The sequence below is a fragment of the Photorhabdus hainanensis genome (assembly GCF_018448965.1).
Classification (GTDB): Bacteria; Pseudomonadota; Gammaproteobacteria; order Enterobacterales; family Enterobacteriaceae; genus Photorhabdus; species Photorhabdus akhurstii.
Map to the genome: position 1 here is coordinate 37,237 of NZ_RCWD01000021.1, position 17,651 is coordinate 54,887.

A 17,651-nucleotide genomic window follows, 5' to 3' on the forward strand; every position below is an offset into this window, starting at 1 on the left:
ATAAAAAAATGACAACTATGAAGCTGATTGATCGTGAATACTGGCTGATGCGGGTTGGTGATTTAACTAAGGCCGCTGCCGCAACCGCAGATATTTTTCCTCACCATGAGGGATCTTTGGTAAGTGCGCAATGTCCGCTTTCCTCCGTTGTTACTGACCGACTGAAACAAGTAGCGGGCAACTCTGAATTGCTGACATGGGCAATTTTGGCGGCAGTGACTAGTATCGTGTTGCGCCGTATTGGGGGAGTATCCTCTGTTGTATTGCATATTAATACAGAACAAGGCAAGCGTTTGCCTGTCTTATTGACAGTACCTCCTGCTGTGACTTTTCGTGAATGGTTAAGCAATGTTCGCATGGCTGCTGTTGAGGCGATTAATCATGGATCGATAGACAAGGCGCTGTTGATGCCGTTCTTGGAGCATTTCATGCCTATTGTCGTTAATTGCGCTCAGACGGGAACTGGGATAGTTATCGAACTTATTGATGGTGTAGTTAGTGTTAGTGGAATTGTTGCTGAGGCTCAGACGCTTCATCATTTAGCGACAGGTATCGCTACACTGTTAAACAAGGGGCTTTTTGATCTCGACATCTGTCTGAATAATATGGCTATCGTCGATGACGCGATGCAAACAAAATTGCTAGCCAGATTCAATTCACAACCTGATTATAGCTCAGGAAAATCGTTTTATCGGCTAGTGTTGGAGCAAGCGGAAAGTAACCCCCATGCGATAGCTCTGCGTGATGAAACAGAGTCGCTTACCTATCGGGAACTATTTCGGTTGGCGTCATCGGTAGCATTGAAGTTAAAAAATGCAGGCATTAGTGCCGATGATATTGTGGCGCTCTCGGCACCACGCAGTGCTCGGTTTATTGCTGTTGCTACTGGTATTTTCTTCTCTGGTGGTGCTTACTTACCCATTGATCCAACTTTACCGAAAGCCCGGCAACAGCATATGCTAAAACATGCGAAAGCATTGATTGCAGATCATGTTGTAGATATGCCGCAGATAGTTTGGCTCTCATTCAGTGAACTTAGTTTTCAAAGCCCGGCTTTAGTGGATGATGATGAGGTAAAGTTACTTAATCAGCAGGTAACTGAGCCATCACCAAGAGAATTAGCTTATGTAATCTTTACTTCAGGCTCGACAGGCTTTCCTAAAGGTGTAGGAATTGAACATCGTTCCTTCCTTAATTTACTGGCATTTCGGGTCCAAAACTGTGAATTGAAACCAGGAGTGGTATTACCGCAAACAGCACCCATTTCGTTTGATATCTCAGTTTGGCAAATGTTTACCGGATTGACCGCAGGTGCGACGGTTTCTATTGTTTCTGATGATGTTGTAAAAGATCCTCAAGAGTTAATCCAATATATTATTGAGCAGAAATTTGAATATATTGAACTGGTTCCTTCTCTCATCGCAGTCATCCTGGATATCCTTGAAAAATCAATTTCACTGAAGACGCTGGTTCAGCGACAGCTACGTGGGATGATCTCAACCGGAGAAGTGTTAAGCACGGAACTGGCACGTCGTTGGCATCAGTGTATACCAACGGTGACACTGCTAAATGCTTATGGTCCCGCTGAGTGTACCGATGATGTGACTCAAGGAAGGGTCGAAGAACAGTTTGATGGTCTATATTGTCCAGTGGGTACGCCTTTGCCAAACGTGACAATTTATGTATTAGATAAAGATTTTCAACTTGTTCCTCCAATGGTCGGTGGTGAAATTTTCATTGGTGGACCGAATGTCGGGCGAGGATACATCGGCAGTAATCGCTTCACGGCGGCAGCTTTTCTGCCTGACCCATTTCTGCCTGTCCCGGGTACCCGTATGTACCGGACGGGCGATCGTGGTCGTTGGCGAGAGGATGGCATATTGGAGTGCTTTGGCCGGACCGACAACCAGGTGAAGATTCGTGGTCGCTGCGTCGAACTTGGAGAAATTGAAGCAGTGCTGGCAAACCATCCGGGTGTAGCAATGTGTACGGTTGAACTTGTTGATATGGGTGGCTTTGAGCAATTAAGCGCTTTCGTGACGCAGCCGAGTGATGTCGTTGTGGATGCTAGCTCGTTGAGTAAATTTTTGGCTGAGCAATTGCCGGATTATATGGTGCCGAGCAAGTTCTATTTTCTTGATGCGCTGTTATGTAATGCCAATGGTAAAGTCGATCGTAAGCAATTAAAGGCACTGGCAAAACAACAACCTGAATCTGCTTCTTATGTTGCCCCTCGCAGCAAGTTGGAACAACAGCTTTGTGATTTATGGTGTAAATACCTCAAGCTAGCCAAAGTGGGCATCACGGATGATTTTTTCGCTTTGGGTGGGGATTCCATTATTGGTATCCGTCTGATACATGAGGCGGGCTCTTTGGGGATCAATTTGCGTCCTCGTCATGTGCTTGAACATCCAACTATTGCTTCACTTGCAAAACTGGCGAGTACCAAAGGCGAAATGGCAGCAAATTCAACTCCGCGTATAGAAAAAGCACCATTGACACCAATCCAACAATGGTTTTTCGAGCAGCGGTTTTCTGAACAGCACCATTGGAATCAGTCACATGTGATCAGTACAACGGAGCCGTTAAATGCAGAAGCATTATCCCTGGCGATACAGTCATTAGTTGAGCACCATGAACAATTGCGAGTTTGTTTTCCCAAGGAGAAGGGAAAGCATTATCAAGCCTTGCGCTCGCCTTATGACAACTTACTTTGGTTTGCTGAACCAGATTGTTCGGAAGAAACCATCGCCAATGAGGCTCATGCATCATTATCAATCGAGGAAGGACCGTTACTACGAATTGTGATGTTGGATGATTTTCGAGTTTTGCTGACATTACATCACTTAATTGTGGATCAAGTTTCCTGGCAAATCTTGCTGGAAGATCTTGAAACTGCGTATCAGGCTATTATTCAAAAAGAAATGCCGAGGTTACCGAGGAAAAGCACGCAATATCTCTATTGGTCTCAACAACAAACAGCAACATCTCCCCAAATACTTCCTCCGATCCAGTTGACCACACCAATTGATGTGGTACAGGCGAATAGTCATGTAAGTAACCTTTATGGCAAACGCTCGGTTGCTGAAGTCAAGTTATCTGAGTCAGAAACACAATATATTCAGGAAATTTCGGCATTAGTGCCTAACGGAGGAATACCTGCGGTTCTTTTGACGGGACTTGCAAATACCATTGCTGTTGAACAGGGTAACGGTCAACTCTTGCTTGAGTTGGAAGGTTATGGCAGGCAAGAGGAAAACGAGTCTATTGACGTAATGAGAACTGTGGGGTGGTTTACAACAATAGGTCCCTTTGTGCTACCGGTCAATGCTATGGTTACGGTAGTCGAAGTTGCGACTGCAATGATTGAAGCTAATCCCTATATCAAGACCCATTTACAACAAACTTATGTTATGGAGCAGAATCCAAACATTGGATTCAACTACTTAGGGCGTTTCAATACGAAGCAGCCGAATGATGGCTTTTTCAGTGTAGAAGAAGATATTGGAATGCGGCGGGCAGCAACGGGGCACCGTCCTCTGGAATGGGAAATCAATGCGGCCATCGTTGATGGGAAACTGACTATTACCCTTGAATACATCCCTTTCCGTCATAATGAAGCTGCAATTAATGCATTATTAGCCAAGTGGAAGGGCGCACTAACCAAAGTCAGACATGCGCCGAATGAATTAAGTGATTTGGCCCCTTTGACACCAGCTCAGCATGCTTTTTTTGAGCGTGATAATCCAAATGAAAATCATTGTAATCATGGTGTGTTGTTTACACTGAGTCGCACTTTGTCATTGGCGACTGTTGAACAGGCGGCAGCAGCGCTATTGGCCAGATTCCCTATTTTGGGAGCCAGCTTTATGGTTACTACATTGGGGAGGTGGCAAGGAATTAACCCGCAAGCCCGTATCGCAATTGAACAATTTGAATTGCAGCAGATAGCCCTAAATAGCTTATCGCAGAAAATTACTGAGTTAGCGAATATAGGTCATAAGTCGTTAGATCTGCTGAATGGGCCAATTTGCCGCATACAATTTTATCGAACTGCTCATAATTTGCCGGACAAGTTGTTGATTATAGTTCACCACTTGGTAGTCGATCCTTATTCCTGGGATTTACTTACAGAAGATTTAGCGGAGTTGCTTGGCGGAGCTGAAGCCCATGAATTAGATATTCCGACAACCTCGTATCTCGCTTGGGCCAGGCGTTTACACCGATTGGTGCAGGATGATCCAGCGTTGTTTGGTGTTCATTATTGGCTTTCACAACCTTATGAACAGGCACAGCAGTTAGTAAGTACGGATGCTATTGGCATTGAGGCGAATATGGTTGAGCAAACAACAGTATTTGATGAAGTACAGACTCAGCAGTTTTTAAAACCATCTAAGCACAGTCAACTTCCCGTACTTGCCCGATTACTGACTCTGCTTGCTCGGTCTTTAGAAAGCCATTTTCCTTCCCGTGCCAACAATATCCTTGTTGAGTTGGGAGGGCATGGTCGAGAAGACCTATTCGACGAAGTTGATTTAGGACGTACTATCGGCTGGTTTACATGTGGTTTTCCGTTCCTATTGCCCTTTTCGATGGGACGCAGTTTTGATGAACATGCAACTGACGTGGCGCGGCTGTTACGTGAGGTACCTGCTCGAGGGTTCGGCTTTGAAGCACTTCGCTATCTTTCTGTTAATCCTCAAATCACTGAAAAATTAAAGGCAATTCCTCGACCACAATTAAGACTGGATTTTGAAGGAGAGCTTTTATTTCTGAATACGCCTGATGAGGAGAAAGTTAATCCGATCTTTATTGATATCACCACAGAGGGAACGGGTTACTGGAAGCCTCGGGTAACGCCGATAGATTATTTGCTTTGTTTTAACATCAGTGTGAATGATGGCCAGATGGAAATTCGTGCTCAATTTGCAGGTGATGTCATGCCAAAAGAGCAAATAAAAACGGTCCTATCTGAATTTAATGAACGGATAACTCATAAAAATTAATATGAAGATACAAACGAATATGCAAGGTATGAACTTTCCTAACCCATTAACAGGTTTTAAGTTGCTTTGGCAGAGCGCCCGGACAATGAAAAAAGCCATTATTGGCACTTTCCTGGCATTAATTGCCACACTTGTTTGCGATTTAGTGGGGCCATTTGTGATCCGTCATTACATCGATAAAGCTACCGCAGGTACTTTCGTTTATGAACTGGTCCTCTTGGCTTTGGGATACGCAATCATCTCTTTTGGCGGTGTTATCGCTGGTCTGGTTACCAGTTATTGCAGTACCAGTGCAGGTTGGGGTATTGCCGATGCACTTAGGCGTCAGCTATTTCATCATGTTGTGCACAATCGGTCTATCCTGCAAATTGAAAGTGAAGCTCAGGGTAAGCTCCTTGAAAAGATTGAGGGGAATGCGGACATCATTGGAAAAACTATTGCGGAATCTGGATTCCGGATTATAGGAAATATCGCATTAGCATTAGGTACTTTGGTGATTTTGTTTTCTATTATCCCAGAAGTCGGTATCGCAATTACCGTGTTGGTTCTCGTTGTGGCTTATGTTCTGGTGAAACTTACTAACCTTGCAGTAGTGCGATGGAAAAAAGCCCGTGAAGAGAGAGCCCACATATTTGGTTTTATCGGCGATACTCTTGCCGCGAAAGATGATTTGCATTCATTGGGAAGGAGCCGTTGGCCTGCTTTGCAACTACAGAAGATGCTTTCTGGCTTATTAAAAATAGAACGTAAAGCCTATGTCAGCGGACGCATATTTTGGCCGATTACCCAGCTATTTTTTGCCTTGAGTTTTGGTCTGGGTTTTGGATTTGGGCTGCAATTACTCGGTCATAACAGTATCAGTATTGGTACGTTAACCATGATTTATCTTTATGTTGACCGACTCAGAGAGCCAATGGAAGACATGTCTTCGGAAGTAGATCAGGTACAACGATTGATGGCGACCTTATCACTGGTAGTCAAGATGTTACGAGATGAGGAGAAAGTCAATCACAACAGTGTAGAAAATCAGCTACCAGAAGGCCCCTTGTCAGTTCAATTTGATCAGGTTGACTTTGGCTATGAAGGTCAGGGTAAGCAAGTCTTACATAACGTTAGCTTCAGTGTGGACGCTGGAAGCAAAGTAGGCATTGTTGGGCGCACGGGGGCAGGTAAAAGCACATTACTCAATCTCATGTGTGGGTTGGCTCAGCCTGATAGCGGACGGGTTACCCTTGCTGGTGTTGAGGTCACTTCCATTCATCCTGATGAATTCTCCAATCGTGTGGCAGTGTTAAGCCAAAAAGCGTATCTCTTTTCAGCAACACTACGCGAAAACTTAACTCTGTTCGATAACAGCATTTCAGATGATGCAATTTGGTGCGCGCTCGAAGAGTTAGAGATCCATAAATGGGCGAGGACATTACCAGAGGGGCTGGATACTTTGGTGGGTATCGGGGGACGTTCATTGTCGGAAGGAGAAGTCCAAATGATCGCCGGGGTAAGAACCATGCTTCAAGACGCACAATTAATCATTATTGATGAAGGCACCTCGCTATTAGATCCTCGCACTGAGCAGAGTTGGATGAGATTACTGGAAAAAATTAGCGCTAATCGTACCGTGATCATCGTTGCCCATCGCCTGCATACATTATCCACTGCTGACCAAATCATTATCATGAATGAAGGCCGTGTCGAGGAACTCCTTCATGGCGCAGGGATCAAAACGTTAACAAAACATAGGGAACTTATATCATGACGGGGTTAACCCACTTTTTCCCATCAAAAATGTTGCCTTCTTTACTGAGTTTAGTGCGCAGATTTTCCTTTCTTTACTCCATCAGCATGGTTATATGGACGCTGATCCACGGCTTACCTTTGGTCGTTGGTTTTGCCATCAGCCGGCTTCTTGATAGTGCTGTTGTCGATCCCGCAGGTTCAGCGGTTTGGTGGCTATTGGTATTGGCGGTAGGCTCGATGGTATTACGCTCAGTGATACTGATTTTTGGCTTACAGATTGATTTTACCCTTATTTTTAAGGTCAGCGCATATCTTAAACAACGCATTCTGGAGGGAATAAATTGCAGTCACTCTGGCGCGGATCTGCGTCTTTCTCAAGGGGATATGCTCAACCGTATTCGTAATGACAGTGATGAAGTAGCCTCTTTTCTCGGCTGGACAGCAGATTTCTTCTACCGGGCGGTACTATTGTTGATAGCACTTGTCGTGTTGCTGAGTACTGACATTGTGACGACATTGGCGCTTTTACCGATGGTTGGTGGTTTGTGGCTGGGTATAGCTCTCAAACATAAGGTCGGAGCATTACAGGGAGAGAAACGTCAATATCAAGGCCAAATTGCGGGTCGTATCACCGACATATTGGCAGGAATCCGTGACCTTCGCCTTGGTGGAAAGTTGGATCTGCATATTGAGCGACTTTCGGCAAGTTTTGAACGTCGTCGGGCGGTGCAGGCAAAGCATCAAATGTTCACTGATCTGCTGTCGGGGCTATTTCGTAACATCGTGATGCTAGGTACCTCTATTGTCTTGATTATTGTCAGTACCCGAATTGTCAGTGGTGATTTCACTATTGGTAAATTGGCTCTGTTTTTGACTTATATCGGTTGGGTCAGTGAGCAGATCTTCTTTTTTGGTCGCGCATTGGCTAACTATAAAAATGCCGATGTCTGCTACGAGCGAATTCAGCCACTGTTACAGACAGAGCAGCCTGTCAGCGAAGCCCCTATTGCTGATGACATACTGAAATCACTGACGGTGAGGGGGCTTTGTTGCAATAGCGATACGCAACCTATTTCGTTTGCAGCTACACCCAATCAACTCATTGTCGTTAATGGAGAAGTGGGTTCCGGTAAAAGTCGTATGCTTCGCGGTCTGCTAGCGCTGGAACGACACTTATCAGGAAGTGTGCTTTGGAATAACAAAGAAGTTTGTGGAGACGTTGATTGGTGGCAAAGCCCTAAAGTTACTTATGCCCGTCAGGGTGCTGGCTTTATTGGCGGTACTGTTCGAGATAACTTGGCACTGGGTAACGACGCTATCAGTGATGAAACTATGGAGTGGGCGTTAACGGCAGTATATCTGAAACCGGGTTCATCTGATCTTCCTGAAGGGCTTGATACTGTGCTGGGTTCCGGTAGTGTCAAACAGTTATCAGGAGGCCAGCGCCAACGTTTGGCATTGGCCCGTATGCTATGTCATTCAGCCGAAGTTTATGTCGTCGATGATTGCGATTCATCTCTGGATACTGATACAGCCAGAGCCATATGGTCAGCACTACCTAAAAAGTGGCCGGGGATTTGGATTGTAGCCTCGCAAAATATTGACCTGCTTGCTCAGGCGGATCAAGTGGTGACTATCAAACGGCGGAACGAAACATCATGAATTACAGGGTGGTATGTAACAAAGAGGATAAGCACTCCATTTGGCCAGAAGGTCGGACATTACCGGTAGGGTGGCAAAATGTGGGTTTTTCGGGATCAGAACAAGAATGCCTGGATTGGATAGCTACATATTGGAGTGATCCCAAATTGAAAGTTTCCGGAGAGACGTTGGAATGAAACGTGTTCAACTGACGCCAGGGTTATGGAATTACTGCGATCAAGAGCAAACGACAATGACTGTTGTGATTGCGCCTTTTGGCGGCGGTAGTGCTTATTCTATGACCGACTGGGTTCAGCAACTACTGGCAGATAGTTATCGGGTACTGGTGCTTCAGTATCCGGGACGAGGTTCTCGAAGTATTGAACCACTCCCTTTATGTATAAGAGATTTAGCGGCTACAGCGGCAAAAGATGTATTGCTGCATACACAGGGTCCTCTTCTTCTTATTGGTCATAGTATGGGAGCATTGTTATGTCATGAATTGGCATTACTTTTAGAACAAGCTAACCGAACCGTTGAATATTTGGTCTTATCAGCAGCACGTCCACCACATTTGAATGGCATGGTGCCAGAAGAGATACTCCGCATGAGCCGGGAAGCTTGGATTGAAGAGCTAAAAACCAATATAGGAAATGAAGATAAGAAACTGCTTCATGAGGATGTGCTTGATCTCATGTTGCCTGTATTGCGTGCTGATTATTTGTTGGTGGCTGAGCACAAACAAGCCAGTGGCAAGGTACATTGCCCTATTTTAGCCATTGGCGGTGATCGTGACCCGTGGGTGAGTCCATATCATTTACAAGAGTGGCAATCGCTGACACATGATTCTTGCCAATTAGTCATGTTCCCTAGAGATCACTTCTATTATCGAGATCAGCTTTACGACATTTATTTGTGTATCCGTCAAACTTGCTTAAAAAAGGAAGTCTGCGCTAATGAGTGATGAAAATACCCAAACACAAATGAAGTATTCATCCAGTTTTGAAGGTTTGACGGATGAATATTTGGTTGTAATAAATGATGAAGAGCAATATGCCTGTGTTCATTCTGAATGGCCTCTCGCTACCGGATGGCGAGCGATCGGTTTTAGTGGGACGCAAGAAGCATGTAAAAAATGGATTGAAGAAGTTTGGACCGATATGCGCCCGGCTTCTCTGCGTAATGTCCCACAATCCTTTGATAATCAACCCCTGATAGTGATTTATGATGAAGGCGCAGCCCTTCCCAAAGATATTGTCACTGAATTGAATGGGGTTGCACCACTTGTACTTGTTATCAATTCAAACGAACACACAAGAGAGCGCATATCCTACTTCTCACGATTTGGTCACGTAGTTGATGGTTCTGATATTGAAAGGGCGGTATCAGAACTCGCTCTCCTTAATCCTGCTGGGATTGTGACATTTAGTGAGCGTGCTTTACGTCTTACAGCTACGCTGGCAAAACACTTGAATTTGCCTTTTCACGATCTCGAAACGGTATATCGACTTACTGACAAAAATAAGCAGCGAGTGGCTTTACAAGAGGCTGGCATTGAGTCGATAAGATTCTACCTCATTAACACTGTGTCAGATTGGGAGCAAGCTGTTGAACAGGTTTGTCTTCCCGCAGTGTTAAAACCATCCTATGGTGGTGGCAGCTTGCCGGGTGGCTCACAAACCAATGAAATTAACATGGTGTTGGGCAAAGTGGATAACCATAAGGCATTTCTGGATATTTATCAGCGTATGGGGCAGTGCTTGCGTTTTCATGTTCGATTTATGGACAGTGAAGAAGTTCAAATTCTTAATGCGCATGAATTGGGGGCGATATGAGTCTTATTTCAAATGTAGCTAAAGTGCCGGATAACATAAATCTCACTGACCCCCTGACTCATTTACGTCCTGATATAGATAACATCTGGCGACAATTACGTAATGAGTCACCTGTCGCTTGGCATCCATCGGTCAATGGTCAATCAGGATTTTGGGTTGTCAGCACCCATGAGTTAACTATGCGGGTTTACCGTGATCGCCATGTTGAACAACTGGTCGCCCATTATACAACTCACACTGATCATACAACTCATAAAAGCACTGATGTTGAGCAAGCTATCATCACTCGTGTTCAAACGTTGTTACCCAGCTATATGTGGCCTAGTCAGTTTATCCAGCATGAACAGCTACCTTTAACAAGCAGTGGTAAAGTGGATCGTCGATTTTTGATGGGTTGGAAAGAGGCTGAGAGATTAGAAGAGGTGGTATCTGGTGAACTCTCCATGACAGAAGCGATGGTGGCAGAGATCTGGCAACAAATTTTAGGGCCATTTGACGCTGTGCCTGATGCTGATTTTTTTGCGTTGGGAGGCGATTCGTTATTGGCTATTCAGGTTATCGCGGAAGCCGAAAAACAAGGACTCAATCTGACACTCTCTACCTTATTTCGTACCTCGACACTTAGGGAAATGTGTAAAGATTTGGTGCTCCCAGAACAAACAGATAATGGATTGACGGAAGATGAAGCACTGCTCGCAAAGATTTGGCAACAAGTATTGGGCCCGTTCGACGCAGTGCCTGAAGCCGATTTTTTTTTCCCTAGGGGGTGATTCGATTCTGGCGATCCAGGTGATTGCAGAGGCCGAGAAACAGGGCTTGATGATTGAGCTGGGTACGTTATTTCGCAATCCGACATTGTGTGGGGTTTGCCGCAGCTTGGCACAAACAGAAGAAGCTATCAGTCAGCAGAATGAGAACTCATTGATAAATGAAACGGATAAGCAAAGGTTGCCTGTTAATATCGAAACTGCTTATCCGGCGACGAGATTGCAGCTAGGGATGCTGTTTGAGGGATTATACAGTGGTAAAGCAATCTACCTTGATGTTATTGCTCGGGATGTCAACTTGCCACTGGATGAAAAAATATTTCACGACACGCTTCAGTCAATCGCCAAAAGGCACCCGGTTCTCAGAACAAAATTTGATTTGGCCTCTTTTAGTGAAGTGATGCAATTGGTTGAATCACTACCATCATTGCCACTTATAGTGGAAAACTACACAAATCTTGATGATGAACAGTTGGCTGCACGTCACGAAAAAGTAATGGTTGAGTTAAGCCAACCATTTGATCCTGAAGAGGCTCCTTTAATGAGGGTACATGCGGCGGCATTGAATGAAGGACAATTTCGGTTAGCTTATGCCTTTCATCATGCGATCCTTGATGGTTGGAGTGAGTCTGTTTTTATCCTTGAGCTTTTGAGATTGTATCAAGCCAATTTAGTTGGCGAGTCTGTTTTATTGGAGCAACCGGCACCATTGTCAGAGTTTGTCAGACTTGAGCGAGAAGCGCTCGGTAACGACAAGGCGAAACAGTTTTTTAGTCAATATTCAGCTAAAGAAAAAACGGATAGATATCAAGATACTGATTATAGGAAAGCAGTACTGGTCTTGCCGGAAAGAACAGTGGAGCAATTGTTAAAAAATGTATCAGATTGGGGCATTCCGTTAAAAAGTATGTTTTTTGCTGGTTTCTATCTGACAACAGCTCATCAGTTACAAGATATTGACTTTGTTGCAGGGATGCCTGTTAACGGTAGGCCTGAGAGGGAAGGCGCGGATTTGACTCTTGGACTGTTCCTTAATCATATTCCGATAAAGTTGAATCTTGACTTTGCCAATAACTGGCAGATGCTGGCAAGACAGGCTTTCGATGCTGAAAAAGAAATATTGCCTTTTAGACGTTTTCCATATTCAGAAATACAAACTCTGTTAGGAGGGCCACCCTTCGAGGCTACGTTTAGCTACGTTCATTTTCATTCTCGCAATGAGTTATTAGGACGAGGGTTGGTGAATACTAATGAAGATGTGCGTGACCATACCAGCTTACCGATTAGGGTTGAGTTGATAAATGATTTGAAAGGAGAAGGTATTTTAATAAATGTGACAGCAGATGAAAGACGCTATGGCACGGGATTCGCTTTAGCGTTGGCCGAACGGCTTAGTGAAAAGATAGAAGACATGGCTTTTTTATCCGGGCAGATTATTTAATTATCGTTGGATAGTTAATTTTTTGGTACTTGATTCCACAGTTTTTAGTTGCTGTAAACGCAGAAGTCTAATCTACGAGTGACTTACATTAGCCTCATTCAGAAAACGTTTAGAGGAGAACTTAAACAGACGGAAGAATTAATAACACAACAGGATGATTATCAGATTCTTGAGCAGTATGAATCAGAAGTACGTTCCTATTGCCGAAATTTTCATAAAGTATTCCATAGAGCCTCCGGTTCCTATTTATATGACCAAAATGGCTCGCCATATCTTGATTTTCTCAGTTGTGCAGGGGCGTTGAATTATGGGCATAATCATCACGCACTAAAACAGGCTATATTTCAGTACATCAATGAAGATGGTATTCAAGGTGCATTGGATTTGCACACTAAAGCGAAAAAAGATTTTATCACCGCTTTTCAAGAAAACATTCTGGTACCCAGAGGGTTGACCTATAAACTACAGTTTACTTCACCGACTGGTACCAGTGTTGTTGAATCGGCGATTAAGCTTGCACGTAAAGTAACCCAACGCTGTCGAGTCGTTGCTTTTACCAATGGTTTTCACGGTATGACAGGAACCTCATTAAGTTTGACAGGTAATAAGGATCATCGTCAGCCTGTGATGGATGCTTATGTGGAGCGTTGATGAAGTCTTAGCTAAAGTAATAGATATTTTAGATACTCGATTAAATTGATCGTCAAATTTGGGGGTTCTTCCACAGGAGAGCGTAAAAATGAGAGCATAAAAAAGTCTGGGGCACTTGAGTTATTTAGCGGTAAAGTGGGCAATTCAACCGGACTATTACACATTATCGGCCCATGAATACTTATACGTTAAAGTGGCTTCTTTAGCTGCTTTACCACATAAATGCCCCAAGGTTTTTTATGCTCTCTATAACTTTCAATGTGTTTGGTCTTTACCCACCGCTAATCAGAGATGGGCAAATTTACCTTACCCGCTATGTGCCAAAATTAAATGCCCGGTTTGGGCAGTAGTCGGCTTGACAGTGATCTCGATGTCACACCCCAGCCGATTCAGACACTCCATCATCTTACGTTCTGACAGGTTGGAAAAATCGCCCCGGAACAGGTGGGATACTTTTGCCTGGCTGATCCCAATACGTTCGCCAGCAGTAGTTTGTGTCAGCCCCAGACGCTTGATAGATTTGATGATCTCAAAGGCCAAGCCGGATTTAATTTTGTGCTTTTCGGCATCACGGAAACCCAGATCGGCAAACACGTTGCCGGAGCTGATTTCAACCGCTACGCCATTAATGGTTTTCTCTTTCATTTTTCATCTCCTGGGCCATCACAGCGGCCACTTTCAGTCGATTACGGATGATGTCCATATCTTCTTTCGGCGTCGCTATGCCGTGCTTACTCTTCTTCTGAAAGGCATGTAGCACAAAGACCGCTTCGTCAAATTTCACCGTATACACCGCTCGGTAGGTACCACCTATGTCGTCCTCCAACACTTCCAGAACGCCGGCACCACCAAACCCTTTCATCACCTTCACAGCATCATGCTTTTCGCCACGCTGCGCGAAGTCTAGGGCAAAGCCAAAGAAGCGCTGCACGTCCTTCGGCAAGTTCAGCAAGTCCTTCTTGCTGCTGCCTATCCACACTAGCAGCTTTTCACTTTGTTGCTCCATCCTGTTTATACCTTTTCTGGTATTGTGTGAATTCAGTATACCAGAAATGGTATACTCAGCAACTAGGGGAGAGCATAAAAAAGTCTGGGGCACTTGAGTTATTTAGCGGTAAAGTGGGCAATTCAACCGGACTATTACCCATTATCGGCCCAATACTTATACGTTAAAGTGGCTTCTTTAGCTGCTTTACCACATAAATGCCCCAAGGTTTTTTATGCTCTCCGTAAAAATCTATGGTCACCCCCGTTTTTGCAACCAGACTCTTATTAAAAAAATAAGCGTTTAAAAATATTCTGTCAGGTGAAGTTAGGAATTTCACATTTGAGATATTCTTTTATCTTTGATTTTAGATTTAGCACCTTTAATTAGAGTAGGTGGCATATGTATATTTTGCTGACTTATTTGTTGCCCAATATGCTGTACCACATAGGCGGCATCCTGATCGATCCCGAGAAAACGCCCAGAACCCCATGTATATAACCACGGCAAACCAATAAATGTGACATCTGGATCGATGGTAATACCACGGTTATGTTTTGGATAACCATTGGCTTGAAAAATATCTAAATCAATCCATGAATAATCTGGTTTAAAACCAATACACCAAATCACTGACGTGATATTTTCTTTTACTAAGTCAATGTGTGTGATTTCCTGTTCAGGCTGCCAAACAGGTTGATATACCGACGCTGGTTCGTCGGTTGCAATATTGTTTTTCTCTAAATATTCATCAATTGAGGCATTAATGCGATTATAAGTGGTATCGGCAAGGTCCAGGTTTTCCGATAAATCTGGTCTAAACCAGAATTGACCATCTTTAAAGTCATTAAAATGTCCGAACAGTTGCATACCTTCTAAGGCAAATTTACGCAGGTCAATGTCACGTCCGCCGTCACGCCCTGTGACATAGTGGTTGGTGCTGTTACGCACTTCTTCACTATAGCGATGATTTTCGACGGTAGTTTCGTAATATCCCATATCAAACAACCATTTCACCACATCTTTACCGCGATAGAAGCGAGCGCAACGTGGTGCATTGCCGGTCGATAAATAGACTTTTTTGCCTGCCAAATGTAAATCTTCGGCAATCTGTGCACCGGATTGTCCTGACCCAACGACCAATACAGCACCTTCTGGCAGTTGGTCTGCATTTAAATATTCTTCCGAATGCATCACTTTCACATGTTTAGGCAAGGCATCGCTTAATTTTGGATAAATCGGGGTGTGATATCCACCGGCTGCAATGACAAGCTGTTTGGCTGTGGTTATACCGTGATTGGTTTTAATGACAAATTCATGTGCCGCCACTTTTTTCACATGTTCTACCTGAGTATTTAAAATGGCAGGAGGATTAGTCTTTTCAATAAATTCGTCAAGATATGCCACAATTTCAGGCTTTTTCATAAAGCCGTCAGGATCTTTCCCTTGATAAGGATGTTCAGGCAATAAACATTGCCAGTTCGGTGTCACCAAAGTGAAATTATCCCAACGTTTATGGCGCCAGCTATGGGTCAACTCGGATTCTTTTTCCAATACTACATGGTTAATGCCTGCTTTTTGCAAATAGTGACTGATACATAAACCTGCCTGACCACCACCAACAATGACCACATCGTAATTTGGCTGTAACATTTGATTTTGGATACTTAACATGGGATATCCCTCTCATTGATTCTTCATTTCAATAACTTCAATTTGATCTTCTGGACTTAGCCCGAAGAATTTGGCCTGGCGTTTGATAATCGCCAGATTGTCCACGGCCGAGCTACAGAAAAAGCCATAACGCGCCCGTACCCTTTCCGATGCGGCATGCAGACCATTTTCAACTTGATGTAAGAACTCCGTGCTTGGGTAACGTTGACCAATGGACAAATATTCATAAATCACCGTTGAGGGTGAGTAATATTGAATCAGCTCCCCATTAGGCCATTTCACAGTAAAATTCACACTGGGCATAACATCGACTCCTGCTGATTTTTAGGTTTAATCTGTACGGATTGAGCCTGTAACTTTTTTAAGGCATCGGCATAACAAAAACCGGTGAATATTTGGCGGTTAAAATCCCAAAATATGCCGTGTCGCTTTTGTTGTTGTACGCCAACTACACCACAGGCATTGGTTTCACCAATCACCGCGCAGGCAATGCCCTGACGGTGAAACAGTTCGATTATTGCTTCACATTCATTTGCATCGGCAGTCAGTAAAAAACCAAAACTGGGGAAGATTTGTAGCCATTTAAACCAGTCCACATCATCAGGTTTAGGAATGGCATCTAAGTTGATCTGCGCCCCCGATGCTGTCGCTTCGAGTAGCATCAACAAACTGCCTAGAATACCGGCATTGCTAATATCACGGGCGGCGTGAGCCAGATTTGTCTCCGCCAATTGCGGCAACAAGGCAATTTGTGACTGTAAAATGCGGTCAGGCACACGCTCAAAGCATTTCCAATAAGTGGTATTGGGGTGGAATCGCCCTTTTAGATTTAAAGCGATCAGAATTTTTTGTTGTGGTTTGACATGCAACACCGAGAGTAGTTTTCGCGCTATGCCTTGAATCGCAACTGATAAAGTGGGCTGATAAACTGCGCCAAGATTGGTATGCCCACCGACCAATAGCACACCATAAGCGTTACAAGCATCCTGTATACCTTGCATTAACAACTGGGCACTTTCGCTACTGGTATGCCAAAAGCTATTCACCACTGATAATGCCCGACCACCCATTGCGGCAATATCACTAATATTCGCCATGACCGCTGACCATCCCGCAAAATAAGGATGATTGGTCACAAAACTGGGTAACATGCCTTCACAGGCGTGCAATACATATTGATCGTTTAGCGGCACTGCCGCCGTGTCATCTCCGGGATAGGTATATAAGCTATCCAATGAATCCACATGGCAAGTTGTGTTAATTGAAACATGGTGAGCAATCGCCTGTTTGGACTGCATAGCAGGCGTATGTTTTAACATTTCGAGTAATTGATTGAGTTCCATCATTGCGTCTCCTTCTGCATATAGGTTTGCATCGGGACATGCGGTAACGGATAGTTTTCAATCTGTGCCTGCATCAGCACATGTGGAATGTTGGCAACGGTCAACTGACGCAAACTATCCCAACACAACCTTTGAAAATAGTGTTCATTTTGACTTTGCACGGTGGCTAAAAAAGTACGGCATCCCAGGTTTTTGGCGGTCGATACTGCGGTATTAATTAACGCTTTGCCAATAATATGGCGACGTCGATATAAAGGTTCTACGCATAAACGCCCGCCATACCACGTCTGTTCACCATCAGGGAAAATCCGTACCGCGCCAATCACTCGGTCATGCTCACCAAACATTTTCTCAATGGCAACAATGCCTAATGCTTTAACGTCGTATTCGTCACGATCTTCTTGCAAGATTTTCTGTTCATCGCGAAAGGTCATTTCACGCAAGCGATAATATTGGCGACGCTCCCAATCTTCCGACACAATTTTGATAGCAATGTCATCGCTAACAAATTGTTTCAGCCCTTTATTTTGCTCAAGCAGCCAAGGATAGTGAGGTTTCATATCACATTCTC

General features: G+C 44.1%; 15 protein-coding genes. 9 read left to right on the forward strand and 6 right to left on the reverse strand.

Annotated features, from left to right (window positions below; translation table 11 throughout):
* Positions 1-8 precede the first annotated feature (8 nt).
* From EAE92_RS13930 to EAE92_RS13970, 9 genes are all read left to right on the forward strand, one after another.
* Entirely contained in the window at positions 9-5,006 is a 4,998-nt protein-coding gene (locus EAE92_RS13930; protein WP_214068509.1) for a non-ribosomal peptide synthetase, read from the forward strand.
* A 19-nt stretch (positions 5,007-5,025) separates the two neighbouring features.
* Positions 5,026-6,762, forward strand: a complete 1,737-nt coding sequence (locus EAE92_RS13935; RefSeq protein ID WP_246545209.1) for an ABC transporter ATP-binding protein — start codon at positions 5,026-5,028, stop codon at positions 6,760-6,762.
* A complete protein-coding gene (locus EAE92_RS13940) occupies positions 6,759-8,405 on the forward strand; it encodes an ATP-binding cassette domain-containing protein (protein ID WP_214068511.1) in 1,647 nt (548 codons plus the stop codon). Before EAE92_RS13935 ends, EAE92_RS13940 begins: the two co-directional genes overlap by 4 nt.
* On the forward strand, positions 8,402-8,581 hold the full coding sequence (locus EAE92_RS13945; RefSeq protein WP_036776854.1) for an MbtH family NRPS accessory protein: 180 nt from the start codon (positions 8,402-8,404) through the stop codon (positions 8,579-8,581). Before EAE92_RS13940 ends, EAE92_RS13945 begins: the two co-directional genes overlap by 4 nt.
* Complete coding sequence (locus EAE92_RS13950) at positions 8,578-9,348, forward strand: thioesterase II family protein (RefSeq protein WP_214068512.1); 771 nt, start codon at positions 8,578-8,580, stop codon at positions 9,346-9,348. Before EAE92_RS13945 ends, EAE92_RS13950 begins: the two co-directional genes overlap by 4 nt.
* Positions 9,341-10,219: an MbtH family NRPS accessory protein gene (locus EAE92_RS13955; RefSeq protein ID WP_246545210.1), complete on the forward strand. Its 879-nt coding sequence runs from the start codon at positions 9,341-9,343 to the stop codon at positions 10,217-10,219. Before EAE92_RS13950 ends, EAE92_RS13955 begins: the two co-directional genes overlap by 8 nt.
* Positions 10,216-10,989, forward strand: a complete 774-nt coding sequence (locus tag EAE92_RS13960) for a phosphopantetheine-binding protein (protein ID WP_214068513.1) — start codon at positions 10,216-10,218, stop codon at positions 10,987-10,989. The genes EAE92_RS13955 and EAE92_RS13960 overlap by 4 nt, the downstream gene beginning before the upstream one ends.
* 19 nt (positions 10,990-11,008) lie before the next feature.
* On the forward strand, positions 11,009-12,427 hold the full coding sequence (locus EAE92_RS13965; RefSeq protein WP_214068514.1) for a condensation domain-containing protein: 1,419 nt from the start codon (positions 11,009-11,011) through the stop codon (positions 12,425-12,427).
* Positions 12,428-12,505: 78 nt separating this feature from the next.
* Complete coding sequence (locus tag EAE92_RS13970) at positions 12,506-13,078, forward strand: aminotransferase class III-fold pyridoxal phosphate-dependent enzyme (RefSeq protein ID WP_241509854.1); 573 nt, start codon at positions 12,506-12,508, stop codon at positions 13,076-13,078.
* A 306-nt stretch (positions 13,079-13,384) separates the two neighbouring features.
* Here EAE92_RS13970 and EAE92_RS13975 read toward each other — a convergent pair whose 3' ends face one another.
* The 6 genes from EAE92_RS13975 to EAE92_RS14000 form a co-directional block, all read right to left on the reverse strand.
* Positions 13,385-13,723 (reverse strand): helix-turn-helix domain-containing protein, encoded by a 339-nt coding sequence (locus tag EAE92_RS13975; protein WP_011145549.1) that lies wholly within the window; start codon positions 13,721-13,723, stop codon positions 13,385-13,387.
* Complete coding sequence (locus EAE92_RS13980; RefSeq protein WP_011145550.1) at positions 13,704-14,084, reverse strand: type II toxin-antitoxin system RelE/ParE family toxin; 381 nt, start codon at positions 14,082-14,084, stop codon at positions 13,704-13,706. The genes EAE92_RS13975 and EAE92_RS13980 overlap by 20 nt, the downstream gene beginning before the upstream one ends.
* Positions 14,085-14,399: 315 nt before the next feature.
* Complete coding sequence (locus EAE92_RS13985; RefSeq protein ID WP_214068515.1) at positions 14,400-15,737, reverse strand: MSMEG_0569 family flavin-dependent oxidoreductase; 1,338 nt, start codon at positions 15,735-15,737, stop codon at positions 14,400-14,402.
* Between the two features lie 12 nt (positions 15,738-15,749).
* A complete protein-coding gene (locus EAE92_RS13990; protein ID WP_214068516.1) occupies positions 15,750-16,040 on the reverse strand; it encodes an MSMEG_0570 family nitrogen starvation response protein in 291 nt (96 codons plus the stop codon).
* Positions 16,028-17,083 (reverse strand): sll0787 family AIR synthase-like protein, encoded by a 1,056-nt coding sequence (locus EAE92_RS13995; RefSeq protein WP_214068517.1) that lies wholly within the window; start codon positions 17,081-17,083, stop codon positions 16,028-16,030. The genes EAE92_RS13990 and EAE92_RS13995 overlap by 13 nt, the downstream gene beginning before the upstream one ends.
* The gene (locus tag EAE92_RS14000; RefSeq protein WP_214068518.1) at positions 17,080-17,640 is read right to left on the reverse strand and encodes an MSMEG_0567/Sll0786 family nitrogen starvation N-acetyltransferase; all 561 of its coding nucleotides are present in this window, start codon (positions 17,638-17,640) and stop codon (positions 17,080-17,082) included. Before EAE92_RS14000 ends, EAE92_RS13995 begins: the two co-directional genes overlap by 4 nt.
* Between the last annotated feature and the right edge of the window lie 11 nt (positions 17,641-17,651).

Excerpts from the sequence above, each read along its gene's own strand:
- EAE92_RS13930 (WP_214068509.1), top strand. The coding sequence starts at position 9 with ATGACAACTATGAAGCTGATTGATCGTGAATACTGGCTGATGCGGGTT.
- EAE92_RS13935 (WP_246545209.1), top strand. The coding sequence starts at position 5,026 with ATGCAAGGTATGAACTTTCCTAACCCATTAACAGGTTTTAAGTTGCTT.
- EAE92_RS13940 (WP_214068511.1), top strand. The coding sequence starts at position 6,759 with ATGACGGGGTTAACCCACTTTTTCCCATCAAAAATGTTGCCTTCTTTA.
- EAE92_RS13945 (WP_036776854.1), top strand. The coding sequence starts at position 8,402 with ATGAATTACAGGGTGGTATGTAACAAAGAGGATAAGCACTCCATTTGG.
- EAE92_RS13950 (WP_214068512.1), top strand. The coding sequence starts at position 8,578 with ATGAAACGTGTTCAACTGACGCCAGGGTTATGGAATTACTGCGATCAA.
- EAE92_RS13955 (WP_246545210.1), top strand. The coding sequence starts at position 9,341 with ATGAGTGATGAAAATACCCAAACACAAATGAAGTATTCATCCAGTTTT.
- EAE92_RS13960 (WP_214068513.1), top strand. The coding sequence starts at position 10,216 with ATGAGTCTTATTTCAAATGTAGCTAAAGTGCCGGATAACATAAATCTC.
- EAE92_RS13975 (WP_011145549.1), bottom strand. The coding sequence starts at position 13,723 with ATGAAAGAGAAAACCATTAATGGCGTAGCGGTTGAAATCAGCTCCGGC.
- EAE92_RS13980 (WP_011145550.1), bottom strand. The coding sequence starts at position 14,084 with ATGGAGCAACAAAGTGAAAAGCTGCTAGTGTGGATAGGCAGCAGCAAG.
- EAE92_RS13985 (WP_214068515.1), bottom strand. The coding sequence starts at position 15,737 with ATGTTAAGTATCCAAAATCAAATGTTACAGCCAAATTACGATGTGGTC.
- EAE92_RS13990 (WP_214068516.1), bottom strand. The coding sequence starts at position 16,040 with ATGCCCAGTGTGAATTTTACTGTGAAATGGCCTAATGGGGAGCTGATT.
- EAE92_RS13995 (WP_214068517.1), bottom strand. The coding sequence starts at position 17,083 with ATGATGGAACTCAATCAATTACTCGAAATGTTAAAACATACGCCTGCT.
- EAE92_RS14000 (WP_214068518.1), bottom strand. The coding sequence starts at position 17,640 with ATGAAACCTCACTATCCTTGGCTGCTTGAGCAAAATAAAGGGCTGAAA.